Here is a 24,450-nt window from a genome sequence, read left to right as displayed (position 1 = left end):
ATAAGGTGGCACTAGGTTTACTGTTGTGGCCCGGCTTGTGATCAAGCGTAGAAACAGACTGACCGAACACCTCACCCATGCGTGAAGGTTTCGGGAGTTTCAGTGTCCAAAGGCAGTTCAAGCAAAAAGGATATTCGCAGCGATGGCGTACTACCGCACTCCTCATGACGTTACCGCTCTGCCCGCCTGGCAAGCGTTAAAACTCCACCGTGCCGACATGCAGAATTTCAGCATGCGCGATGCGTTCAACAATAATCCGAAGCGTTTTGAAGACTTCACGCTGAGCAGCTGCGGGTTGTTTCTGGATTACTCGAAAAACCTGATCACTGATGAAACCCGCGACTTGCTGGTTGAACTGGCTAACGAGGTCGATCTTAAAGGGGCAATCAAATCGCTGTTTGAAGGCGAAATCGTTAACGCCTCCGAAGGTCGCCCGGCCTTGCACACCGCACTGCGTCGCCCTGTAGCCGACAAACTGTCGGTGAACGGCGTCAACATCATGCCCCAAGTGCACAAAGTCCTGAACCAAATGACCGAACTGGTCGGGCGGATTCACGATGGCCTGTGGCGCGGCTACACCGAAAAACCCATCACTGACATCGTCAACATCGGCATTGGCGGCTCATTCCTGGGCCCTGAACTGGTGTCTGAAGCCCTGCTGTCCTACGCGCAAAAAGGCGTGCGCTGCCACTATCTCGCGAACATCGACGGCAGTGAGTTTCATGAACTGACCGCAAAACTGCGCGCTGAAACAACACTGTTTATCGTTTCGTCGAAGTCATTCAACACCCTCGAAACATTGAAAAACGCACAGGCTGCCCGCGCTTGGTATCTGGCGCAAGGTGGTTCGGAAGCTGAGCTGCATCGCCACTTTATCGCCGTATCGAGCAACAACGCGGCTGCGGTAGCCTTTGGTATCCGTGAAGAAAATATCTTCCCGATGTGGGACTGGGTAGGCGGTCGCTATTCGCTGTGGTCGGCGATTGGTTTGCCGATCGCACTGGCCATCGGCATGTCCAACTTCAAGGAGCTGCTGTCCGGCGCCTACAGCATGGACCAGCACTTCCAGAACGCCCCGTTCGAGCAAAACATGCCGGTGTTGATGGCCTTGCTCGGTGTTTGGTATGGCAACTTCTGGGGTGCGCAAAGCCACGCCATCCTGCCGTACGATCACTACCTGCGTAACATCACCAAGCACCTGCAGCAGCTGGACATGGAGTCCAACGGCAAGAGCGTACGTCAGGACGGTACCCCGGTGTCGACTGACACAGGCCCGGTGATCTGGGGCGGCGTGGGCTGCAATGGGCAGCATGCGTATCACCAGTTACTGCATCAAGGCACACAGCTGATTCCGGCCGACTTCATCGTGCCGATCGTCAGTTTCAACCCGGTGTCCGACCATCATCAATGGCTGTATGCCAACTGCCTTTCACAAAGCCAGGCACTGATGCTGGGTAAAACCCGCGAAGAAGCCGAGGCCGAGTTGCGCGATAAGGGCATGCTCGAAGAAGACATTCAAAAACTCGCACCGCACAAAGTGATCCCGGGCAATCGTCCGAGCAACACGCTTGTGGTTGAACGTATCAGCCCACGTCGCCTGGGTGCACTGGTGGCCCTGTACGAGCACAAAGTTTTCGTTCAGAGCGTGATCTGGGGCATAAATGCCTTCGATCAGTGGGGCGTGGAACTGGGCAAGGAACTCGGCAAAGGCGTCTACAACCGCCTCACCGGCAGCCTGGAAGAACCTGCCGACGACGCATCGACCCAAGGTCTTATCAACTACTTCCGCGGTCGTCATCGCGGTTGATTGATAGCCAGCCAGCCTCGGCATCCGGGACTGGCTGGCACAACCGAGGCTCCATGGAACTCATTCGCCGCCCCATCGAACGCCAAATCATGAGCCTGACCGGCCTTTCGCTCGGCCAGCTCGACCTTGAAAACCCCAAAGGCGATCCCGGTCTGTTTGGCCCGGACTCTATCAGTTGGCAAGTGCACGGTGACTTCACCAGCATGCTGATAGGCGGCATCAGCGCGTTGATGCTGCAAGCCTTGCACCCACTGGCGTTGGCCGGGGTATGGGACCACTCCAATTTTCGTCAGGACATGCTGGGACGACTGCGTCGTACAGGACAGTTCATTTCAGGCACAACGTTTGGCTCCACCCGGGATGCCGACTGGCTGATTGAAAAAGTACGTACCATTCACCTGCAGGTTACCGGTACTGGTCTTGATGGCAGACCGTATGCCGCCAGCGATCCGCACTTACTGACATGGGTGCATGTGGCCGAAGTCAGCAACTTCCTGGCCGCTCATCTGCGGTATCGCAATCCGCATTTATCCATCGCCGATCAAGATCGCTATTACGACGAAATAGCATTGGTCGCTGAGCGCTTGGGCGCCACTGACGTGCCACGCACACGCCAGCAAATAGCGGAATACCTCAACGATATCCGCCCTCAACTGCTGTGCGATGAACGCAGCAATGAGGTTATTCGCCTGTTGCTGAATGCACCCTCCCCCAGCCTTTTGGCCAAACCGTTTGGGGCACTGATGATGCAAGCCGGGATTGATCTACTGCCAGACTGGGCCAGTCATCAATTAGGGCTTTATCAGCGCCCGCTCACTCGCACGCTGGTAAGGGCCGGTGTTAAAAGCACCGCGCCGGTACTGCGCTGGGCCGTACGTAATGGTTCGGTGCAGCGTGCACGGCGGCGGATGGGGCTTGACTAAAACCCGAGCGCCATCAATTTATGCCACCATGCGTGCCTGATTCCGAGTACTACACACCAATAAAAATGAGGATTCGCGCGATGCAAGACGTCGTAATAGTTGCCGCCACCCGCACCGCCGTCGGCAGCTTTCAAGGTTCGCTAGCCCATGTTTCTGCTGTTGAACTGGGAGCAGCCGTCATTCGTCAGCTACTGGAACAAACCGGGCTGGATGGCGCTCAGGTCGATGAAGTGATCATGGGCCAAGTGCTCACCGCGGGTGCCGGGCAAAACCCTGCGCGTCAGGCGGCAATCAAGGCTGGCCTGCCTTTCGCTGTTCCGGCAATGACCCTGAACAAAGTCTGCGGCTCTGGCTTGAAAGCCTTGCACCTCGCTGTGCAGGCCATACGTTGTGGCGATGCCGACGTCATCATTGCTGGCGGCCAGGAAAACATGAGCCTGTCCAACTACATCGTCCCCGGTGCCCGCACGGGCCTGCGCATGGGCCACAGTCAAATCGTCGACACAATGATCAGCGATGGACTGTGGGATGCATTCAATGACTATCACATGGGAATCACCGCGGAAAACCTTGTGGATAAGTTCGGCATCAGCCGCCAGGAGCAGGATGAATTTGCTGCTCAGTCCCAACAAAAAGCCATTGCTGCCATCGAAACCGGCCGTTTTGTCGATGAAATTACGCCGATCGTGATCCCGCAACGTAAAGGCGAACCCGTTTCGTTCGATACCGATGAGCAGCCACGCGCAGGTACAACGGCTGAATCGCTGGCCAAGCTAAAACCGGCGTTCAAAAAGGACGGCTCTGTCACCGCTGGCAACGCCTCCTCGCTCAACGATGGTGCGGCTGCCGTGCTGTTGATGAGTGCGAGCAAAGCCAAGGCCCTGGGCTTACCGGTGCTGGCCAAAGTCGCTGCTTACGCCAACGCTGGAGTCGACCCGGCCATCATGGGCATCGGCCCTGTAGACGCCACCCGGCGGTGTCTGGCCAAGGCGGGCTGGAGTCTTGAACAGCTTGACCTGATCGAAGCCAACGAAGCGTTCGCCGCTCAAGCCCTGTCGGTAGGCAAAGAGCTGAATTGGGACGCGAATAAGGTCAACGTCAACGGCGGGGCCATTGCGATTGGTCACCCGATTGGTGCGTCAGGGTGTCGTATCCTGGTCACCCTGCTCCATGAAATGATCAAGCGCGATGCCAAAAAGGGTCTGGCAACCTTGTGCATCGGCGGCGGCCAAGGTGTAGCCATGGCCATTGAGCGCGATTAAACAAGCACTCTGTAGTCGCTGCCGCAGCCTGCGACAGCGACTACAAAAGCCCGTTTAGACTCTGTTCTGTTAAACTGCCGCGCCTTATCTATTCCCAAGGCGCATCGCATGTCTTCCTTGAATCAGGCGCTGCGCGCCGCCCTCGATAATCGTCACGATCTGCTGGCAGAACTGCATGCCCAAGGCACCGACTGCTATCGCCTGTTCCACGGCAGTCAGGAAGGCGCCGGGGGCCTGACCATCGACCGATACGGCCCACAACTGCTGGTGCAAAGCTTTCATCAACGTTTGGAACGCGATGACTTGCTGCAGTTGCATGACGCGATCAATCGTCATCTGGGGCTCGATTTGTTGCTGGTGTACAACGATCGCTCCCAAGGCAACTCGCGCATTGACCGTGACGACACAGTCTATCGCGCCGAGGAAGCGGCGCTTCAAGACATGGTGGGGCATGAATGGGGCCTTAACTATCGCGTCCGCGGCCGCCATGCAGGTCAAGACCCTTTGCTGTTCCTTGACCTGCGCAACGCACGCGGCTGGGTCAAACAACACAGCGCTGGCAAAAGCGTACTGAACCTGTTTGCCTATACCTGCGGGGTGGGCCTGAGCGCCGCGGCCGGAGGTGCCAGTGAAGTGTGCAACCTCGACTTCGCCGAGGGCAATCTTGCCGTGGGCCGTGAAAACGGCCTATTGAATCCTGAGTTGAAAAAAATGAAGTTCGTGCAGTCCGATTACTTTGCTGCCATCCGCCAACTGGCAGGATTGCCCATCGTTCAGCGCCGCCACAAACTCCCCGCCTATCCCCGCCTTGAACAACGCGAATATGATCTTGTGTTGCTCGACCCACCCGCGTGGGCAAAGAGCGCTTTCGGCACCGTTGATCTATTACGCGACTATCAAAGCCTGCTCAAACCCGCGGTGCTGACCACTGCCGCAGATGGCGTACTTATCTGCTGCAACAATCTGGCTAAAGTCAGCATGGACGATTGGCGTGAACAAGTACTGCGCTGCGCCGAAAAAGCCGGTCGCCCGGTGCGTGATTGGCAGGTGCTCAGCCCTGCGGCAGATTTTCCGTCGATGGATCATCAGCCACCCTTGAAAACGCTGATTCTACAGTTCTAGATCTTACTAACGATCTGGACAAATCCTGCAGATCACATGGCATCCGTCTCGGAACCAGAAACGCGTGCCATACTCAAAGGCACTCTGACTGAAATAGACGACACCCCACATGCTCAAAGGATTGATCCGCGCCGTTGTTGTTTTGCTGACGGCGACTGCCATTTATAGCCTGCTGGGCTTTTTAATATTGCCCGGCATTGGCCTGCGCATCATCAACCAGCAGTTAGCCAACTACGCCACAGTCCCCGCTAAACTCGATCGGCTCGAGTTCAACCCGTTTACGCTGGAGTTGACCTTGTGGGGATTTCGCGTCGGCGAGCCGGGTAAGGAGCAGGTGGGATTTGAGCGATTTTACGCCAACCTGCAAACAGACAGCCTGTGGACAAAAGCTTTGCATCTGGCGGATGTGCAGCTAGACAAACCCAAGACTGAGGTGCTGTTTAACAAAGACGGTACGCTTAACCTGACCCAACTGTTCAAGTTGCCGGCCAGTGAGCCGACACCCGCCAACCCCGACAGCAAACCTTTCCCGCTGCGCATTGACGCCATCAAACTGGCTGATGGCTACCTCCATTTCACCGATATGCGTCCCAGCGAGCCCATCGAATTTCTCTACGACTCGATGGATCTTGAGCTGAAAAATCTGAGCACCTTGCCCGAAGACAATGCCGACATGACGCTGGTGGCTAACGGCCCCGAAGGCGGTCGCATCGATTGGAGTGGCACGCTGAGCGTGGTGCCGATTGCCTCAAAGGGCACACTCAAGGTGACTGACGGCAAGATGAAAGCCTGGTGGCCTTATGTGCGTGATGAGCTGCCTCTGGTGCTCGAAGATGGCGTCCTGAATTTCAGCACGGATTACACGCTGAACCTGGCTAAAGACACGCAAATGGTGCTCAGCAACGCTACCGCCAGTATTGCGCCCTTCAACATCAATGCTCCAGACGGACGTCCATTGGCAAGACTCGAACGGCTGGATGTCAGCGATACCACCCTGGACCTGGCCAAGCAACACGTCGTGGTTGGCAAGATCAACAGCAAGAATCTGGAAACTTGGGTCACTCGGGAAAAAGATGGCCAGCTCGACTGGCAGAAACTGTTTGCCAGTCATCCATCCAAGGCTTCCAGGGCTTCACATAAAGGGGTTGACCCAGTCACCGTCGAGCCCCCTAAACCTGCTCCTGTGGCCCCGAGCAAGCCATGGCAAGTACTGCTTAAAGACGTGCAACTGCGCGACTATCGCGTTCATCTCGCCGATAAAGAACCCAAAACACCTGTGGCCCTGGATATGGGTCCGATCAATGTCGACGTACATAATTTCGACAGCCTTAACCAGTCACCTTTCACCGTCAAACTCGATGCAGGCATAGGCAAGCAGGGAAAACTTACCGCCAGCGGTGACGTGGATCTCAACCCGGTGAGCGCCAAACTCAAGGTCACCACCCAAGATATCGACCTGCGCGTTGCGCAAGCTTACATCGACCCGTTCATTCGACTTGAATTACGAAGCGGTATGCTCGACAGCGATCTGACGGTCGACCTCAACAGCATCGACCCCTTGGCCTTTACCGTCGACGGACGCGTGCAGATCGCCCAGCTGCACACGCTCGATACCCTCAAGAATCGTGACTTCCTGAAGTGGCAGCGCCTGGATCTGGAGGGTCTGAAGTACAAGCATGAAGACAGCCTGGCGATTGCCAACGTCAAATTTGCGCAGCCCTACGTGCGCTTTATGATCAACGACGACCGCACCACTAATATCGACGACCTGCTTATCCCGCAACCGGCTAATAGCGGCGCTAAAACAACCGCCAAACCGGCCACCACCAAGAACAAGCCGCTGGGCATCCATATTGGCGGCATTGCGATCAATGATGGCTCTGCCAATTTCGCAGATTTCAGCCTCACGCCTAACTTTGCAACGGCCATCCAACAGCTCAACGGCCAAATTGGCACCATTGATAGTCGCCAAGCTAAACCTGCCAGTGTGAATGTCGCCGGTAAGGTTGACCGATATGCGCCGGTAACGATCAAAGGTAGCGTCAACCCCTTTGATCCAATGGCGAGTCTCGACATTGCCACCAGTTTCAAACGGGTCGAGCTGACGACGCTGACACCTTACTCGGGTAAATTCGCCGGTTACCGCATTCGCAAAGGCCGCCTGAACCTTGACGTGCATTATCTGATCACCAAAGGGCAGCTCAAGGCTCAAAACAAGCTGGTCGTGGAGCAACTGCAATTGGGTGAAAAAGTCGACAGCCCGGACGCGGTCGACCTGCCGATCAAGTTAGCGATTGCCCTGCTCAAAGACACCGATGGAACGATCTCAATTGATTTGCCGCTCACAGGCGACCTCAACAACCCGCAATTCAGTGTGATGCCCATCGTCTGGCAAACTCTGCGCAATCTGGTGCTGCGCGCCGTACAAGCACCCTTCAAGTTTATTGGCGGACTGATCAATGGCGGTGGCTCAGAAGATTTGGGCACGGTGTCCTTTGCCCCCGGGTCGAGCGAGTTGAAACCTGATGCACAAAAAGCGCTCGACACGCTCGCCGAAGCGTTGAAGAAACGCCCGGCCCTGCGCCTGGAGATTGAAGGCACCGCGGCGCAAACCAGCGATGGGCCACTGATCGCCAAGGATCGCCTTGAGCGCGAATATCAGTACACCTACTACAAAATCCTCCAGCGTCGAGGCGAGAAAGTGCCCGCTCAGGCATCGCTGCTTAACGTACCAGACGATGAAAAAGCCCCTTTGCTTGAAGGTATTTACCGTGCCCGCATGAAGCAACAACCGCCTGCTGAATGGGCAGATCTGAGCCGTGAAGAACGTGCCGCTAAAATGCGCGATGCATTGATCGATTTCTGGAGCAAAAGCGAAGTATTGCTACGTCAACTGGGTCAAGACCGAGCCAGCAGCATCAAAGACTATCTGGTGGATAAAGGCGGGCTGGCAGATGACCGCGTCTACTTTATCGATGCCACGCTGGGTGAAGCCGAGAGCGATGGTCGAGTGATTACTCCCCTGCATCTGGACAGTGAATAGGGGCTCATCGTCCCAGGCTGTGGATCAGGGGCGCCCTCTCATGCTCAACACTCAGCGTTAGTCGGTCAAAGCAACAGTTTATGGGGCCGCACATAGAACAGCCCCCGACGCAGAGCGTCGGGGGCTGTAATGACCACATCCGTGTGGCCGTCGCATGAACCTGATTTGAAAGCCCGCAGGTTGAATCACCTGCTGCGACTTACTCTGGCTCTACGAGTCAGAACACTTACTCAGCTTTCAGGCCATCAGCCGAAACGGCTTTAACGCCCTTGATTTTCTTGGTGATGTCGACCGCAATCTTTTTCTGTGCGTCAGTGATAGCAACAGTGGACGACAGAGACACAACACCTTTGTTGGTTTCGACTTTGATGTCGCTACCTGGAATGCCTTTTTCGGTCAGCAGATCAGATTTAACTTTGGTCGTGATCCAAGTATCAGAAGTAGCTTCCTTGGCTTTATCAACTTCGCCTGCAGCCACGTTCATTGGTGCTTGGGTGGTTGCTTGAGCAGCAAATGCGGCGTTGGCCATGGTCAGGGTCAGGGTCAGAGCGGTGGCAGTTGCAGCAGCGATAGCAAACTTCTTCATACGAGTAACTCCTGTCTTCTTTAGAATCTGCGCTGTCTTGCAGCAGCAGGGTTATCAGTACTGTTGCAGGGCACGTGCCAACTTTTCGAAAACAATAAAAACCATATAAATCAATGACTTATGAAAAACATGCTTTTACCCGATCGTGCAATTTGCATGGCGCCATAAAAATCTGCATGCAAGTTGCGGCTTTCAACTCATGGCATATGGCCCTTTGGCGCTGGCTTAACTGTAGCCATAAAAAAAGGATCCCGAAGGATCCTTTTTTTAAAGCAGGCGTGGGGAGCGATTAAGCTTCCGATGCCTTGGCAGCAGCTACGTCCTTGATGGACAGCTTGATACGACCGCGGTTGTCCACGTCCAGTACCAGTACTTCCACTTCCTGACCTTCTTTCAGAATGTCAGTCACTTTCTCTACACGAGCATCGCTCAGCATCGAGATGTGAACCAGGCCGTCTTTGCCTGGCAGGATGTTTACGAATGCGCCGAAATCGACGATGCGCTCAACCTTGCCGACATAGATCTTGCCAATCTCTGCTTCTGCAGTGATCCCAAGAACGCGCTGACGTGCAGCTTCTGCGGCTTCTTTGGATTCGCCGAAGATCTTGATCGAACCGTCGTCTTCGATATCGATCGAAGCTTTGGTTTCTTCGCAGATCGCACGGATGGTCGCGCCACCTTTACCGATCACATCACGGATTTTGTCGGTGTCGATTTTCATCGCGATCATGGTCGGAGCGTTGGCCGACAGTTCGTTACGCGACTGACCGATGATCTGGTTCATCTGACCCAAGATGTTCAGGCGAGCATCCAGGGCTTGGCCCAGTGCGATCTCCATGATTTCTTCGGTGATGCCTTTGATCTTGATGTCCATCTGCAGCGCGGTAACACCTTTAGCGGTACCGGCTACTTTGAAGTCCATGTCGCCCAAGTGGTCTTCGTCACCCAGGATGTCGGTCAGAACTGCGAATTTCTCGCCTTCTTTAACCAGACCCATGGCGATACCGGCAACGGGTGCCTTCATCGGAACACCAGCGTCCATCAGCGCCAACGAAGCACCGCACACCGATGCCATCGAGCTGGAACCGTTGGATTCGGTGATTTCCGATACAACACGGATGGTGTACGGGAATACATCAGCAGCAGGCAGCATGGCCTGAACAGAACGACGAGCCAGACGGCCGTGGCCGATTTCGCGACGACCTGCACCACCCATACGACCACACTCACCTACCGAGAACGGAGGGAAGTTGTAGTGCAGCATGAACGGGTCTTTTTTCTCGCCTTCCAGGGTGTCCAGCAGCTGTGCGTCACGGGCAGTACCCAGAGTGGCAACAACCAGAGCCTGAGTTTCGCCACGGGTGAACAGAGCCGAACCGTGGGTCTTAGGCAGAACACCCACTTCGATGTTCAACGGGCGAACAGTTTTAGTGTCACGGCCATCGATGCGCGGCTTACCATTAACGATGTTTTCGCGAACGGTGCGGTATTCAATTTCGCCGAAAGCAGCTTTGACTTCGCTGGACGAAGGCTGGCCTTCTTCACCGGAGAACTTGGCTACAACCTGATCCTTCAACTCGCCCAGACGCGCGTAACGGTCTGCCTTGACGGTGATGGTGTAAGCCTGAGAGATCGCCTCGCCAAACTCGGCACGGATAGCGCCCAACAGTTCGGTGGCTTCTGGAGCAGCAACCCAGTCCCAGGTTGGCTTGGCAGCTTCGGCAGCCAGTTCTTTAACTGCCTGGATAACGACCTGGAACTCGTCGTGAGCAAACAGGACAGCGCCCAGCATTTGGTCTTCGGTCAGCTCTTTAGCTTCCGATTCAACCATCAACACGGCTTCAGATGTACCGGCAACAACCATGTCCAGGCTTGAAGCAGCCAGTTGCTCGTAGGTTGGGTTCAGCAGGTAGCCAGTGCTTTCGTGGTAAGCAACGCGTGCAGCGCCGATTGGGCCATCAAAAGGAATACCGGAGATTGCCAATGCAGCCGAAGTACCGATCATCGCAGCGACGTCCGGATCGGTTTTCTTGCTGGTAGACAGAACGGTGCAGACAACCTGCACTTCGTTCATGAAGCCTTCTGGAAACAGCGGACGGATCGGACGGTCGATCAGGCGCGAGGTCAGGGTTTCTTTCTCGGAAGGGCGACCTTCACGCTTGAAGAAACCACCTGGAATTTTACCGGCAGCGTAGGTTTTTTCTTGGTAGTGAACGGACAGAGGGAAGAAACCCTTGCCTGGATCAGCCTGCTTGGCACCGACTACAGTCACCAACACGCTGACGTCGTCGTCAACGGTGACCAATACTGCGCCGGAGGCCTGACGGGCGATACGGCCAGTCTCGAGAGTAACGGTCGACTGACCGAACTGAAATTTTTTGATAACCGGGTTCACGGTGTCCTACCTTCTTTGTGGCTCTTGGGGAACGGGTTTCTTGCGAAAGTCCTGTGCAACATCGGGTATTGACCCGATTCAAGATGCTTACGAAAACAGCCCGAGCGGAAAGTTTTCGTAAGAATCCGGGTAGCCCAGATAAAACTTGAGGCTGGAAGCCTGCCACGAGTCTGCGGGAAACCCGCAGACACACGACAGACAACCAGCCTCTAGCAACATCGCTATTAGCGACGCAGACCCAGGCGAGCGATCAGCGCTTTGTAACGCTCAACGTTTTTGCCTTTCAGGTAGTCCAGCAGCTTACGACGCTGGTTTACCATGCGGATCAGACCACGACGGGAGTGGTGATCTTTGCTGTTAGCTTTGAAGTGACCTTGCAGCGTGTTGATGTTAAAGGTCAGCAGTGCAACCTGCACTTCTGGAGAACCTGTATCACCTGGAGCTTGCTGGTAGTCTTTTACGATTTCTGCTTTGTGTTCGATTGTCAGTGCCATGAGGCATTTCCTTTCAATTAGGGGTCTGCTTGCGAACAAGACAGATCCAATAGGCCGAGGACAAATCCTCGTATTTAAAAATGAGATGTGACCGTGCCTAATAACAGCCACCCTCGTTTCAGTCCGGCCCGGGACAATAACATCCCGGCCCGGCCTGTTCCGGTCATTCCGACCGAATCAGTCGACGCGGCGCAATGCGCCCGTCTTCGCTCACTTCACCGATACCGATAAAGCGACCGTTGTGATCTTGTACCCGCACCATGCCGAACTTGGGCGCATCGGGAGCGCGTACTGGCTGGCCATTGAGCCAGTAAAACGCGCTAGCCTCCGAAAAGTGCAGTAACGGCCAATCAAGCAAACCGCTGTCTGAAGGCATCAGGAAACGATCCACCGCTTCGTTACCACCTTCGGCATGCACAGCTTCCAGCTCTTCCAACGTGACGGTTTGGGCCAGGCTAAACGGGCCTGCATGCGTACGACGCAGTTCTGCAACGTATGCACCGCACCCTAATTGCTCACCAATATCTTCCACCAGGGTACGGATATAAGTGCCTTTAGTGCAGTCGACGGCCAAGCGTGCAGTGTCGCCTTCGCTGGCCAACAATTCGAGGCGGGTAATAGTAACAGAACGCGGTTCACGCTCCACCACTTCGCCTGCACGTGCCAACTTGTAAAGGGGCTGGCCATCACGTTTGAGAGCAGAGTACATCGGCGGTATCTGACTGATTTGCCCGCGAAATTTCGGCAATACAGCTTCAATATCGGCGCGACCAACGGTCACCGGGCGCGTCTGTAAAACCTCGCCTTCGGCATCGGCCGTTGTCGTAGTCTTGCCCAATTGCATCAAGGTTTCATAACCCTTGTCGGAATCGAGCAGGTATTGCGAAAACTTGGTGGCCTCGCCAAAGCACAACGGCAAGACGCCGCTGGCCAAAGGATCGAGACTACCGGTGTGCCCTGCCTTTTCAGCATTGAGCAGCCAGCGGACTTTCTGCAAAGCCGCGTTGGAGGTAAACCCAAGCGGCTTATCGAGCAGGATGATGCCACTGACGTTACGACGGATACGCTTGACCTGAGCCACCGGTTACTCCTTGGTGTCTTCAGGAGCGGTGGCTTCAGGGTGCTGATTGTCTTCAGCCACTGCACGCTCGATCAAAGCGGACAGATGAGCGCCACGTACAACGCTTTCGTCATAGTGGAAATGCAACTGAGGAACACTGCGCAGCTTCATTTCACGCGCCAGTTGCATGCGCAGGAAGCCTGCAGCGGAGTTCAGAACCTTGATGGTCTGAGCAATATCTTCAGCGTTGTCCTGACCCATTACCGTAATGAAAATCTTGGCGTGACCAACGTCACGGCTGACTTCTACCGCAGTAATAGTGACCAGACCCACGCGCGGGTCTTTAACTTCGCGACGGATCAGCTGTGCCAGCTCACGCTGCATCTGATCGCCGATACGTTGGGTACGGCTGTATTCTTTTGCCATGTCTTGTTACCTGTTACTCACCCATGGGAAACCCATGCGTTCTGAAAGCGGCAAACGCCCGGCCAGACAAAAGCCGGACCGGGCGTTGCGTTTAGAGTCCAGACAGAGCGCACTGCATCTGCATGCTGCGGCTCGTCTTTGCTCTTGAGGTTCGCGGTTTACAGGCTGCGAGCAACCTGAACCTTCTCGAACACTTCGATCTTGTCACCGACTTTAACGTCGTTGTAGCTCTTGACGCCGATACCGCATTCCATGCCGGCACGCACTTCGGCAGCGTCATCCTTGAAGCGGCGCAGGGATTCCAGCTCGCCTTCGAAGATAACGATGTCGTCACGCAGTACGCGGATTGGACGGTTACGGTGAACAACACCTTCCAGCACCATACAGCCAGCAATTGCACCGAACTTAGGCGAACGGAACACGTCGCGGACTTCAGCAATACCCAGGATATTCTCCCGAACGTCGCTGCCAAGCATGCCGGTAAGGGCTTTCTTGACGTCTTCGATGATGTCGTAGATGACGTTGTAGTAACGCATGTCCAGGCCTTCTTGCTCGACAATCTTACGAGCGCCTGCATCAGCACGCACGTTGAAGCCGAACAATACAGCGTTGGAAGCCAGTGCCAGGTTAGCGTCGCTTTCGGTGATACCACCGACGCCGCCGCCCACTACGCGCACTTGCACTTCGTCGTTACCCAGGCCACTAAGAGCGCCCTGCAAAGCTTCCAACGAACCACGGACGTCAGATTTGAGGACGATGTTAAGCGTCTTCTTCTCTTCTTGGCCCATGTTCTCGAAGATGTTTTCCAGCTTGCCTGCGTGAGCACGCGCCAGTTTCACTTCGCGGAACTTGCCTTGACGGAACAGGGCAACTTCACGCGCCTTCTTCTCGTCAGTCATTACGCTCATCTCGTCGCCAGCATCTGGCGTACCGTCCAGGCCGAGAATCTCGACAGGGATGGATGGACCGGCTTCCTTGATAGGCTTGCCGTTCTCATCGAGCATGGCGCGGATGCGGCCGTAGTTGGAGCCGACCAGAACCATGTCGCCTTGGCGCAGAGTACCGTCTTGAACCAGAACGGTTGCAACAGGACCGCGGCCTTTGTCCAGACGGGACTCAACCACTACGCCACGGCCAGGAGCCGATGGAGTGGCTTTGAGTTCCAGAACTTCAGCTTGCAGCAATACGGCTTCGAGCAATTCGTCAACGCCGGTACCCATTTTCGCCGAGACCGAAACAAACGGAGTGTCACCACCCCACTCTTCCGACGTCACGCCGTGAACGGACAACTCGCTGCGGATGCGATCGAGATCAGCACCTGGCTTGTCGATTTTGTTCACTGCAACCACCAGCGGCACACCAGCTGCTTTCGCATGCTGAACAGCTTCGATGGTCTGCGGCATTACACCGTCGTCTGCAGCCACAACCAGAATCACGATGTCAGTCGCCTTGGCACCACGTGCACGCATTGCGGTAAACGCAGCGTGACCCGGGGTATCGAGGAACGTAACCATGCCGCGTTCGGTTTCAACGTGGTATGCACCGATGTGCTGAGTAATACCACCGGCTTCGCCAGCAGCTACTTTGGCACGACGGATGTAGTCGAGCAGGGACGTTTTACCGTGGTCAACGTGGCCCATTACGGTCACAACCGGTGCACGGGAGAACGACTCGCCTTCAAACTTCAGGGACTCGGCCAGGGAATCTTCCAGGGCGTTGTCGCTAACCAAAGTCACTTTGTGGCCCAGTTCCTCAGCAACCAGTTGAGCAGTTTCCTGATCCAGTACCTGGTTGATGGTCGCTGGCGTACCCAGCTTGAACATGAACTTGATGACTTCAGCAGCCTTGACCGACATCTGTGCGGCCAAATCGCCAACAGTGATGGTCTCGCCGATCTGAACGTCACGAACCACAGGGCCGGTTGGGCTCTGGAAACCGTGAGCGTTACGTTTCTTCAGCTTGCCCTTGCCACGGCCACCACGACGGAAGCTATCGCTTTCTTCATCGGAAGTGCGCGGAGCAACACGTGGCGTCGGTGCTTTTTCTTTAACCGAAGCACGATGCGGAGCGTTCTTGCGATCACCGTCGCTGTTACCACGACGATTGTTATCATCGGCACGTGGTTTGTCCGGGCGACGCTGTTCGTCACGCTTGCGTGCATCAGCAGGCGCTGGAGCAGGTGCCGCGCTCGGAGCCGGAGCTGCTTGCACAGGTGCAGGCGCTGCGGCTGCCGGGGCAGCAGCTTGAGCAGGCTGACGGCGCGCTTCTTCTTCGGCGCGACGCTTGGACTCTTCTTCAGCCTTTTGACGTGCAGCATTTTCTACTGCGCGGCGTTCATCCATCTCACGTTTGCGCTCGGCTTCAATTTCTTCCGGGCTGCGCTGTACGAAGACTTTCTTCTTGCGCACTTCAACGCTGATGCTTTTGCTGCCAGCAACACGCAGGGTGCTTGTGGTTTTACGCTGCAAAGTGATTTTGCGCGGTTCTTCCACTTTAGCCTTGTGGCTGCTTTTCAAGTGAGTCAGCAGAGCTTGCTTCTCACTGTCGGTTACATTCTGCTCGGCGGCGGTGTGCGGCAGACCTGCCTCACGCATCTGCTGCAACAGGCGCTCAACCGGTGTTTTGACCTCATCGGCCAGTTGTTTCACCGTGACTTGCGTCATGCATTTCTCTCCTCAGGCCGCGCCTAGTTACTCGAACCAATGGGCTCGGGCGGCCATGATCAACTTGCCGGCACGATCTGAGTCAATGCCGTCGATGTCGAGCAGATCGTCAATAGACTGCTCGGCCAGGTCTTCGCGGGTAATTACGCCGCGCACCGCCAGTTCCATCGCCAAATCCTTGTCCATACCCTCAAGCGAGAGCAGGTCTTCGGCCGGATGGGCGTCTGCCAGCTTTTCCTCAGTAGCGATGGCTTTAGTCAACAAACGATCCTTGGCTCGAGCGCGAAGCTCGTTGACGGTATCTTCGTCAAAGCCATCGATGTTGAGCATTTCCTCCACCGGTACGTAGGCAATCTCTTCCAGGCTGGTAAAGCCTTCATCAACCAGTACCTGCGCGAGGTCTTCATCAACTTCCAGCTCTTCGATGAAGTTACGCAGGATGTCGCCGGTTTCTGCTTGCTGTTTAGCCTGGATGTCCGATTCGGTCATCACGTTCAAGGTCCAGCCAGTCAACTGGCTAGCCAAACGTACGTTCTGACCGCCGCGACCAATCGCCTGGGCCAGATTGTCTGCGCCAACGGCGATGTCCATTGCATGGGCATCTTCGTCAACAATAATTGCCGCTACTTCAGCTGGCGACATTGCGTTGATCACGAACTGCGCCGGGTTGTCATCCCAAAGGACGATATCCACTCGCTCTCCGCCCAATTCGCCAGACACTGCCTGGACGCGCGAACCGCGCATACCAATGCAAGCACCTTGCGGATCAATGCGTTTATCTTTGGAGCGAACGGCTATTTTAGCGCGAGATCCAGGATCGCGGGAGGCCGCCATCACTTCGATCAGACCTTCGGAGATCTCTGGAACTTCAATACGGAACAGCTCGATCAACATTTCTGGCGCTGTACGCGACAAAATCAGTTGAGGACCGCGGTTCTCGGTACGAATTTCCTTGAGCAGCGCGCGAAGGCGTACGCCAACGCGGAAGGTTTCACGCGAAATGATGTCTTCACGGGCCAGCAACGCTTCAGCGTTGTTACCCAGATCAACGATCACATTGTCACGTGTCACCTTTTTAACGGTGCCCGAAATGATTTCGCCCAGACGCTCACGATAAGCATCGACTACTTGAGCACGCTCAGCTTCGCGGACTTTTTGCACAATGACCTGTTTGGCCGTTTGTGCAGCGATCCGACCGAATTCGATAGAATCGATTTTCTCTTCGATAATATCGCCAGCTACAGCGCCTGGCTGTTTCGCTTGGGCCTGGTCTACCGCCAACTCGATTGCTGGATCATCCAGATCTTCGTCTTCGACCACAGTCCAGCGACGGAAAGTCTCATAGTTACCGGTGTGGCGATTGATTTCCACACGCAGATCGACTTCGTCTTCAAAACGTTTTTTGGTCGCAGTGGCCAAAGCCAATTCCAGCGCCTCAAAAATAACGTTTGCCGGTACGCCCTTTTCATTGGACACCGACTCAACAACCAGCAGTACTTCTTTGCTCATCGTACGCCTCGCCTTTCGCAAGCCATTGGATCCGCGGGATCCGCGTCTCAGTCAAAACTGGGAATAATGTTGGCCTTGTCGATCATATCGATCGGCAACAGGAATTCATGGTCTTCAACCTGCACCACAATGTCCTGCTCTTCTACGCCGCGCAGAAGGCCCTGAAAGTTGCGTCGCCCTTCAAAAGGCGAGCGCAGCTTGATCTTCACTTGCTCACCGACAAATTGGGCAAACTGTTCGAGAGTGAACAGAGGGCGTTCCATGCCAGGAGAAGAAACTTCAAGGGTGTATTCAACAGCGATAGGATCTTCGACATCCAGAACGCCGCTGATCTGACGACTGACAATAGCGCAGTCATCCACCAGTACGCCGCCTTCCTTGTCGATATACACACGCAACATTGAATGGCGGCCTTGAGCCGAAAATTCAATACCCCAGCATTCATAGCCTAGGGCCACGACCACCGGGGCCAACAAGGCCTGCAACTCTTCTAGCTTGCTCGACACCTGAACCCCCTAGTGCATGTTTGTGCATGCTGTGCAAAATAAAAAAATGGGCGAAGCGCCCATCTCTGAAACGTCGTTGAATACCGACGCTATAAAGTGTCCAGTTAACAAAAAGCCCCTAATAAGGGGCTCCGCTAAAACTGGTTGCGGGAGCCGGATTTGAACCGACGACCTTCGGGTTATGAGCCCGACGAGCTACCAGACTGCTCCATCCCGCGACAAAGCTGGAGCGGAAGTATACGGTTGATCCTTTTCAGGGTCAATCCAACCTTCCACATACAAGAAAGCCCGCTACTGCGGGCATTCTTGATAATTGGTACCGAGAAGGGGACTCGAACCCCTACACCCTATGGGCACAACCACCTCAAGGTTGCGTGTCTACCAATTCCACCACCTCGGCAATACTGCATTTACATCATGAAACCCGTTTTACTTTTGCTCTTGAGCTGGAGGTACGTCAGTCGCAGGTGTTGCCGACTTTTGCTCTTCAAGCACCGGAACATCATCTGAAGCCGGCTTTTGCACTGGAACTTCCAACACCGCTGGATTTGGCAAACCTACTTGAGTCAGCTGTTCAGCTTTCTCTTTAGCAAAGTAACCTAACCCTAAGCTGGTTATGAAAAAACCTGCGGCAAGTATAGCAGTAAACTTACTAAGAAAGGTAGAGGAACCTTGGCTTCCGAACACAGTATTTGATGCACCTGCGCCGAAAGATGCTCCAGCATCCGCTCCCTTACCCTGTTGCAGCAGAACCAGGGCAATTACACCCAATGCTGTCAGCAGATGAAACACAGTTACGACGTTATCCAGCATTTCTCAGTTTCCTGCGGCACGAATGATCGCACCGAACTCATCTGCATTCAGGGAAGCCCCGCCAATGAGTCCCCCATCGATATCCGGCATGCTGAACAGTTCGACCGCATTGGCCGCCTTCACGCTGCCGCCGTATAGAAGCCGCACACCTTGTGCCACTTCAGAATTCTTTTGCGCGAGCTGTGAGCGAATGGCCGCATGCACATCTTGCGCTTGCTGCGGTGATGCGGTCAGCCCGGTGCCAATGGCCCAGACCGGCTCGTAAGCAATCACAGCATTTACAAAAGCATCAATACCAAACTCGTCGATCACGGCATTCAGTTGACGCTCTACCACTTCCAGCGTTTGTCCCGCTTCGCGCTGCTCAAGGGTTTCCCCTATGCACAACACTGGCGTCAAGCCAGAGGCTTGAGCTGCTGCAAACTTGCGGTTAAGTGTCTCATCCTGCTCACCCAGAATCAGGCGACGCTCAGAGTGACCCACAAGTACCAACTTGCAACCTGCGTCCAACAACTGACTCGAAGAAATCTCGCCAGTCAGGGCGCCCTGCTCCGAATTCACCGCAGCATCCTGAGCACCAACCGAAATCGGTGCACCTTGCAAGCCATTGATAACACGATCAATAAACAGCTGAGGCGGAAAAACTGCAACATCAACATCGTTAGGCAAGGCCAGACCACGCAGACCGTTGATCAGCGCATCGACGCTGGCGCGGGTACCGTACATCTTCCAGTTACCAGCTACCATCATGCGACGCATGCTTTACCTCATCGGTCAAAGTGGGCGCAGATGTTACCCAACCACATCCGCGCTGGCAAGCCGAATTCAGACACAAACTTCACTTACCAGTTTTGCCAGCTCTTCGGCGTATCCGCGAACCATGCTTTCGTCATCGCCTTCGACCATCACACGCACCAATGGCTCGGTGCCGGACTTGCGCAACAGCACACGCCCACGACCCTGCATGGCCTCTGTTACCCGCGCGCACGCCTCTTTGACAGCTGGGTGCTCCAACGGATTAACACCCCCGCCAAAACGCACATTGATCAGCACTTGTGGACATTTGCGCAAGGCTTGGCGCGACTGAGCCAGGCCTTCGCCACGACGGCGCAAAGCCATTAACACCTGAAGCGCCGCGATAATGGCATCACCCGTTGTGGTGTTCTGCAGGCAGAGGATGTGACCGGAGTTCTCACCGCCAATCTGCCATTCGCGCTCTTGTAGCTCAGCAATCACATAGCGGTCACCGACATTGGCGCGCACAAATGGAATCCCAAGATTGCCCAGCGCCAACTCAAGCCCCAAATTGCTCATCAATGTGCCGACGACACCGCCTTGCAACTTGCCGCGCTCGTGCAAATCTCTGGCGATGATAAACAACAGCTCATCGCCATCAACAATTGCACCCGTATGGTCCACCATCAAGACCCGATCACCATCGCCATCAAAAGCGATGCCCAGGTCAGCCCCCTCAGCCAGCACGGCCGCCTGCAATGACTCCATATGGGTCGAGCCGCAGTTATCGTTGATATTCAAACCATTAGGCTGAGCCGACAGAACCGTGACTTGCGCACCCAACTCCTTGAACACGCTAGGGGCAACTTTGTAGGTAGCACCATGGGCACAGTCGAGAACGATATTGAGATCACTGAAATTGGTGCTGGTAGGAACACTGCTTTTGCAAAATTCGATATAGCGACCCGGAGCATCATTGATGCGCGACACCTTGCCGAGCTTGTCAGAGTCAACGACCGTCATGGGAGCATCCAGCAACTCCTCGATCATCAATTCAACATCATCCGGCAGCTTGGTGCCATCGCCCGAAAAGAACTTGATACCGTTATCGTCATGAGGATTGTGCGATGCGCTGATCACAATACCCGCCTGCGCATGAAAAGTACGCGACAGATAGGCAATGGCAGGTGTCGGCATTGGCCCCAAGAGCATCACATCGGCACCGGCTGCAGACAGGCCCGCCTCCAGGGCAGACTCAAACATGTAACCTGAAATCCGCGTGTCCTTGCCTACCAGAATCCGGCAAGCCCCCTTACTGCGAAACGCCATGCCCGCAGCCCACCCCAACTTAAGCATAAAGTCAGGGGTTATCGGATAGACGCCGACCCGACCACGAATACCGTCGGTGCCAAAATACTTCTTTGTCATAACTACTCCATTATTCTTAGTCGGCAGACTCTACTGCTGCGATCATCCGTACCACATCAACTGTTTGGGCGACGTCATGGACGCGTAAAATGCGCGCCCCTTTATTCATCGCCAGTGCCGCAAGTGCCAGACTACCATACAGCCGCTCATCAACCGGGCGGTTAAGTGCCTGACCAATCATGCTTTTACGCGATACCCCTACCAACAAAGGACGCCCCAGCAACAGCAAGGCATCCATATGTTTGAACAGGCTCAGATTATGCTGCAAGGTTTTGGCAAAGCCAAAACCCGGATCCAGGATAATTCGATCAGACGCAATACCGGCCGCCGCACACTGCTGCATACGATCGGCCAGAAACGCAGAAACTTCGCCCACCAGATCATCGTAATGCGGATTGTTCTGCATATCTCCCGGTTCACCCAGCATATGCATCAAGCACACTGGCAAACCTGTCGCCGCAGCTGCCTGCAAGGCACCCTCACGACGCAGAGAGCGCACATCATTGATGAGGCCAGCGCCAAGACGGGCAACCTCAGTCATGACGACGGGAGCCGAAGTATCGACTGAAATAATGACGTCCAGTTCGCGACTAATGCGCTCCACAACCGGGGCAACACGATCGAGCTCTTCTTGTTGAGAAACTATCGGGGCGCCGGGTCGGGTTGACTCACCGCCTACATCAACAAGAGTCGCACCGGCCAGAACCATCAATTCAGCATGGCGCAATGCAGCGTCCAGCGCAGCAAAGCGGCCACCATCAGAAAAAGAGTCGGGGGTTACATTGAGAATGCCCATCACGTGCGTATGGGCCAAATCAAGAACCCGGTTGCCGCAAGGCAACCGGGTTGAGGGCTGAACAGAGGTCATTTCAAGCCTTATTGATCAGCAGCCGGGCCGCCGATAGGTGTTTCAGGACGTTCAGTCTTGTCGAGTTTCGGCGCTGTCGGAGTTCCCGAACCGCCATCTTCCCAATCACGTGGCTCACGCGGTGGTCGACCCGACATGATGTCATCGATCTGATCAGCATCGATCGTCTCGTATTTCATCAAGGCATCCGCCATAGCGTCCAGCTTGTCACGGTTCTCCGTGAGGATCTGCTTGGCCGTGTTGTAACAGTGATCAATGATGCTGCGCACTTCAGAGTCGATCAGCTTGGCTGTTTCCCCTGAAACATTCGCACTCTGACCACCGCCGCGCCCCAGATAAGACTCTTCATCCTCGGCATACATCAGCGGCCCCAGCTTCTCGGAAAGGCCCCATTTGGTAACCATATTCCGGGCAATCTGACTGGCGCGCATAATGTCGTTTGACGCACCCGTCGTCACACCATCAAAGCCCAAGGTCATCTCTTCAGCAATGCGACCACCGTAAAGCGAGCAGATCTGGCTGATCAACGCACGCTTGGACAGGCTATAACGATCCTCTTCAGGCAGGAACATCGTAACGCCAAGCGCGCGACCACGAGGAATGATCGAGACCTTATAAACAGGGTCATGCTCAGGCACTACACGCCCAACAATAGCGTGACCTGCCTCGTGGTAAGCCGTATTACGTTTTTCTTTATCAGACATAACCATCGATTTGCGCTCTGCGCCCATCATGATTTTGTCTTTAGCCAGCTCAAACTCTTTCATCTCAACAACACGCTTACCGGTGCGCGCTGCGAACAAGGATGCTTCGTTCACCAGGTTAGCCAGATCTGCACCCGAGAACCCCGGTGTACCACGCGCAATAACAGCCGGCTGGACGTCATCGCCCATTGGCACTTTGCGCATGTGGACTTTGAGGATCTGCTCGCGACCACGAATGTCCGGCAAGCCAACCACCACCTGACGGTCAAATCGACCTGGACGCAACAGCGCAGGGTCAAGCACGTCAGGACGGTTAGTGGCGGCAATCACAATGATGCCGTCATTCATCTCGAAGCCATCCATCTCAACCAGCAACTGGTTCAGAGTTTGCTCGCGCTCGTCATGCCCACCGCCCATACCGTTACCACGGTGACGGCCGACAGCATCGATTTCATCGATAAAGATGATGCAAGGTGCGTGCTTCTTGGCCTGTTCAAACATGTCACGAACACGACTTGCGCCGACACCCACAAACATTTCAACGAAGTCAGAACCCGAAATAGTGAAAAACGGCACCTTGGCTTCGCCGGCAATGGCTTTAGCGATCAAGGTTTTACCGGTACCCGGCGGGCCTACCATCAACACGCCACGGGGAATACGACCACCCAGACGCTGGAACTTGCCCGGATCGCGCAAGAACTCAACCAGCTCACCGACTTCTTCCTTGGCTTCATCACAGCCCGCTACGTCAGCCAGAGTCGTTTTGACCTGGTCTTCGGATAACAGGCGCGCCTTGCTCTTGCCAAAGCTCATCGGACCGCCCTTACCGCCGGCTCCGCCTTGCATTTGACGCATGAAGAACATGAAGACCGCGATGATCACCAGAATGGGGAAGCTCGCAACCAACAGTTGTGTCCAGATACTTTGTTGCTCAGGCAGTTTGCCCTCAACGGTCACATGGTTATCAACCAGATCACCGATCAAACCATTGTCCTGAATCGCCGGACGGATGGTTTTGAAAGAATCGCCATCGCTGCGTTTGCCGGTAATCACGTAGCCGTCAACGGCAACGCGCTCGACCTTGCCATCCTTAACTTGCTGGATGAAGTCGGAATAGTTGAGGGTTTGTGGCTCGTTTGGACTGGAGAAGTTGTTCATCACTGTCACCAGGACAGCTGCGATGATCAACCACAGGATCAGATTCTTTGCCATATCGTTCAATTAGCTACCCTCTGAAGCAAGCCCCGCTACTGAAGCGCGCTTCGCATGATATTCACCGGCATAACTTACTACATTGCCTACAACCCTTGTAGGCTCCGTCTGTAACCCTTTGTGAAGCTTGACTACACAATATTCTTTATGTCGGCTCTGTAAAGCGATACAAAAAAACCTATCAGCCTGTTCAGAGACGCTCATCGCTGGCAGAACCATCGATGCCACGGAAGCCACGCCCCAGTAAATACTGCTCGCGAGATCGGTCTCGCGACGACGAAGGCTTGCGCATTTGTACCTTATCAAACAGCTTGCGAATATCTTTGTGGTATTGATCGAAGCCTTCCCCTTGGAACACCTTGATCAGGAAATCACCACCCGGACGCAATACACGACCGGCAAGATCCAGCGCCAACTCGCAGAGGAACATCGCACGAGGCATGTCCACAGCTGCCAATCCACTCATATTGGGGGCCATATCAGAAATCACAAGGTCTACTTGCGTATTTCCGACCGCCTCCAGGATTTCAGCCAGTACTGCATCCTCAGTAAAGTCACCTTTGATGAAGGTCACATCAGGAATGCTGTCCATATCCAGAATATCGGACGCGATCAAACGACCCTGACCACCAATCAGACGACTGGTCACCTGAGACCACCCACCCGGGGCTGCCCCCAAGTCGATCACAGTCATGCCTGGACGGATCAGTCGATCACGCTCTTGAATCTCCAGCAATTTATAGCTCGCACGCGAACGATACCCGTCTTTTTGCGCCATTTTGACGTACGGGTCGTTGAAATGCTCTTTCAGCCAGTTAAGGCTAGTCTTGGAACGGGCCACGGGCCACCTCAAAAAATTTAAACGGGTCGTGATTAACCGGGCGGTCTCTGACT

At 54.9% G+C, this 24,450-nt stretch carries 19 protein-coding genes and 2 tRNA genes; 5 read left to right on the top strand and 16 right to left on the bottom strand.

All coding sequences use genetic code 11. The annotated features are described in order from the left end of the window. Nucleotides 1-142 precede the first annotated feature (142 nt). From pgi to FJD38_RS19635, 5 genes are all read left to right on the top strand, one after another. Entirely contained in the window at nt 143-1,807 is a 1,665-nt protein-coding gene (gene pgi / locus FJD38_RS19655) for a glucose-6-phosphate isomerase (RefSeq protein ID WP_146387017.1), read from the top strand. Nucleotides 1,808-1,860: 53 nt separating this feature from the next. Beyond that, nucleotides 1,861-2,730, top strand: a complete 870-nt coding sequence (locus FJD38_RS19650; protein WP_146387015.1) for an oxygenase MpaB family protein — start codon at nt 1,861-1,863, stop codon at nt 2,728-2,730. An 80-nt stretch (nt 2,731-2,810) separates the two neighbouring features. Further along, the gene (locus FJD38_RS19645; RefSeq protein WP_122783697.1) at nt 2,811-3,992 is read left to right on the top strand and encodes an acetyl-CoA C-acetyltransferase; all 1,182 of its coding nucleotides are present in this window, start codon (nt 2,811-2,813) and stop codon (nt 3,990-3,992) included. Nucleotides 3,993-4,100: 108 nt separating this feature from the next. Beyond that, nucleotides 4,101-5,114 (top strand): class I SAM-dependent rRNA methyltransferase, encoded by a 1,014-nt coding sequence (locus FJD38_RS19640; RefSeq protein ID WP_122783698.1) that lies wholly within the window; start codon nt 4,101-4,103, stop codon nt 5,112-5,114. A gap of 109 nt (nt 5,115-5,223) precedes the next feature. Then, the gene (locus tag FJD38_RS19635) at nt 5,224-8,157 is read left to right on the top strand and encodes a DUF748 domain-containing protein (protein WP_146387013.1); all 2,934 of its coding nucleotides are present in this window, start codon (nt 5,224-5,226) and stop codon (nt 8,155-8,157) included. Nucleotides 8,158-8,383: 226 nt separating this feature from the next. Here the strand turns inward: FJD38_RS19635 and FJD38_RS19630 are convergent, their stop codons facing one another. From FJD38_RS19630 to rlmE, 16 genes are all read right to left on the bottom strand, one after another. Beyond that, nucleotides 8,384-8,743 carry a BON domain-containing protein gene (locus FJD38_RS19630; RefSeq protein WP_146387011.1) on the bottom strand — a complete coding sequence of 120 codons (360 nt, stop codon included), beginning with the start codon at nt 8,741-8,743 and terminating at the stop codon, nt 8,384-8,386. A 289-nt stretch (nt 8,744-9,032) separates the two neighbouring features. Continuing rightward, nucleotides 9,033-11,138: a polyribonucleotide nucleotidyltransferase gene (pnp, locus tag FJD38_RS19625; protein WP_122783701.1), complete on the bottom strand. Its 2,106-nt coding sequence runs from the start codon at nt 11,136-11,138 to the stop codon at nt 9,033-9,035. A 224-nt stretch (nt 11,139-11,362) separates the two neighbouring features. Next, nucleotides 11,363-11,632, bottom strand: coding sequence for a 30S ribosomal protein S15 (gene rpsO / locus FJD38_RS19620; RefSeq protein ID WP_122783702.1), 270 nt, complete (start codon nt 11,630-11,632; stop codon nt 11,363-11,365). A gap of 163 nt (nt 11,633-11,795) precedes the next feature. Next, a complete protein-coding gene (truB, locus tag FJD38_RS19615) occupies nt 11,796-12,713 on the bottom strand; it encodes a tRNA pseudouridine(55) synthase TruB (RefSeq protein ID WP_016783434.1) in 918 nt (305 codons plus the stop codon). Nucleotides 12,714-12,716: 3 nt separating this feature from the next. After that, the gene (gene rbfA, locus FJD38_RS19610; protein WP_048383699.1) at nt 12,717-13,118 is read right to left on the bottom strand and encodes a 30S ribosome-binding factor RbfA; all 402 of its coding nucleotides are present in this window, start codon (nt 13,116-13,118) and stop codon (nt 12,717-12,719) included. A gap of 158 nt (nt 13,119-13,276) precedes the next feature. Further along, nucleotides 13,277-15,781, bottom strand: a complete 2,505-nt coding sequence (infB, locus tag FJD38_RS19605; protein ID WP_122783703.1) for a translation initiation factor IF-2 — start codon at nt 15,779-15,781, stop codon at nt 13,277-13,279. A 27-nt stretch (nt 15,782-15,808) separates the two neighbouring features. Beyond that, complete coding sequence (nusA, locus tag FJD38_RS19600; protein ID WP_003439619.1) at nt 15,809-17,290, bottom strand: transcription termination factor NusA; 1,482 nt, start codon at nt 17,288-17,290, stop codon at nt 15,809-15,811. A gap of 47 nt (nt 17,291-17,337) precedes the next feature. Beyond that, entirely contained in the window at nt 17,338-17,796 is a 459-nt protein-coding gene (gene rimP / locus FJD38_RS19595) for a ribosome maturation factor RimP (RefSeq protein ID WP_122783704.1), read from the bottom strand. Nucleotides 17,797-17,937: 141 nt separating this feature from the next. Next, nucleotides 17,938-18,014, bottom strand: a tRNA-Met gene (locus FJD38_RS19590). 96 nt (nt 18,015-18,110) lie between these two features. Further along, a tRNA-Leu gene (locus FJD38_RS19585) sits at nt 18,111-18,196 on the bottom strand. Nucleotides 18,197-18,225: 29 nt separating this feature from the next. Beyond that, the gene (gene secG, locus FJD38_RS19580; RefSeq protein WP_122783705.1) at nt 18,226-18,609 is read right to left on the bottom strand and encodes a preprotein translocase subunit SecG; all 384 of its coding nucleotides are present in this window, start codon (nt 18,607-18,609) and stop codon (nt 18,226-18,228) included. Nucleotides 18,610-18,612: 3 nt separating this feature from the next. Beyond that, on the bottom strand, nt 18,613-19,368 hold the full coding sequence (gene tpiA / locus FJD38_RS19575; RefSeq protein ID WP_122783706.1) for a triose-phosphate isomerase: 756 nt from the start codon (nt 19,366-19,368) through the stop codon (nt 18,613-18,615). A 66-nt stretch (nt 19,369-19,434) separates the two neighbouring features. Continuing rightward, a complete protein-coding gene (gene glmM / locus FJD38_RS19570; RefSeq protein ID WP_122783707.1) occupies nt 19,435-20,772 on the bottom strand; it encodes a phosphoglucosamine mutase in 1,338 nt (445 codons plus the stop codon). A 16-nt stretch (nt 20,773-20,788) separates the two neighbouring features. Continuing rightward, the gene (folP, locus tag FJD38_RS19565; protein WP_146387009.1) at nt 20,789-21,640 is read right to left on the bottom strand and encodes a dihydropteroate synthase; all 852 of its coding nucleotides are present in this window, start codon (nt 21,638-21,640) and stop codon (nt 20,789-20,791) included. Nucleotides 21,641-21,648: 8 nt separating this feature from the next. Then, nucleotides 21,649-23,556 carry an ATP-dependent zinc metalloprotease FtsH gene (gene ftsH / locus FJD38_RS19560; RefSeq protein ID WP_122783709.1) on the bottom strand — a complete coding sequence of 636 codons (1,908 nt, stop codon included), beginning with the start codon at nt 23,554-23,556 and terminating at the stop codon, nt 21,649-21,651. A 190-nt stretch (nt 23,557-23,746) separates the two neighbouring features. Continuing rightward, complete coding sequence (gene rlmE, locus FJD38_RS19555; RefSeq protein WP_122783710.1) at nt 23,747-24,397, bottom strand: 23S rRNA (uridine(2552)-2'-O)-methyltransferase RlmE; 651 nt, start codon at nt 24,395-24,397, stop codon at nt 23,747-23,749. Nucleotides 24,398-24,450: the final 53 nt, after the last annotated feature.

The organism is Pseudomonas saxonica (assembly GCF_007858365.1).
GTDB classification, from domain to species: Bacteria; Pseudomonadota; Gammaproteobacteria; order Pseudomonadales; family Pseudomonadaceae; genus Aquipseudomonas; species Aquipseudomonas saxonica.
This window is presented reverse-complemented; position numbering and strand designations above follow the sequence as displayed.

Coding starts and splice junctions, on each gene's coding strand:
- FJD38_RS19635 (WP_146387013.1), top strand. CDS start 5,224: ATGCTCAAAGGATTGATCCGCGCCGTTGTTGTTTTGCTGACGGCGACT.
- glmM (WP_122783707.1), bottom strand. CDS start 20,772: ATGACAAAGAAGTATTTTGGCACCGACGGTATTCGTGGTCGGGTCGGC.
- infB (WP_122783703.1), bottom strand. CDS start 15,781: ATGACGCAAGTCACGGTGAAACAACTGGCCGATGAGGTCAAAACACCG.
- nusA (WP_003439619.1), bottom strand. CDS start 17,290: ATGAGCAAAGAAGTACTGCTGGTTGTTGAGTCGGTGTCCAATGAAAAG.
- secG (WP_122783705.1), bottom strand. CDS start 18,609: ATGCTGGATAACGTCGTAACTGTGTTTCATCTGCTGACAGCATTGGGT.
- FJD38_RS19645 (WP_122783697.1), top strand. CDS start 2,811: ATGCAAGACGTCGTAATAGTTGCCGCCACCCGCACCGCCGTCGGCAGC.
- folP (WP_146387009.1), bottom strand. CDS start 21,640: ATGACCTCTGTTCAGCCCTCAACCCGGTTGCCTTGCGGCAACCGGGTT.
- FJD38_RS19640 (WP_122783698.1), top strand. CDS start 4,101: ATGTCTTCCTTGAATCAGGCGCTGCGCGCCGCCCTCGATAATCGTCAC.
- pgi (WP_146387017.1), top strand. CDS start 143: ATGGCGTACTACCGCACTCCTCATGACGTTACCGCTCTGCCCGCCTGG.
- rbfA (WP_048383699.1), bottom strand. CDS start 13,118: ATGGCAAAAGAATACAGCCGTACCCAACGTATCGGCGATCAGATGCAG.
- rpsO (WP_122783702.1), bottom strand. CDS start 11,632: ATGGCACTGACAATCGAACACAAAGCAGAAATCGTAAAAGACTACCAG.
- ftsH (WP_122783709.1), bottom strand. CDS start 23,556: ATGGCAAAGAATCTGATCCTGTGGTTGATCATCGCAGCTGTCCTGGTG.
- FJD38_RS19630 (WP_146387011.1), bottom strand. CDS start 8,743: ATGAAGAAGTTTGCTATCGCTGCTGCAACTGCCACCGCTCTGACCCTG.
- FJD38_RS19650 (WP_146387015.1), top strand. CDS start 1,861: ATGGAACTCATTCGCCGCCCCATCGAACGCCAAATCATGAGCCTGACC.
- tpiA (WP_122783706.1), bottom strand. CDS start 19,368: ATGCGTCGCATGATGGTAGCTGGTAACTGGAAGATGTACGGTACCCGC.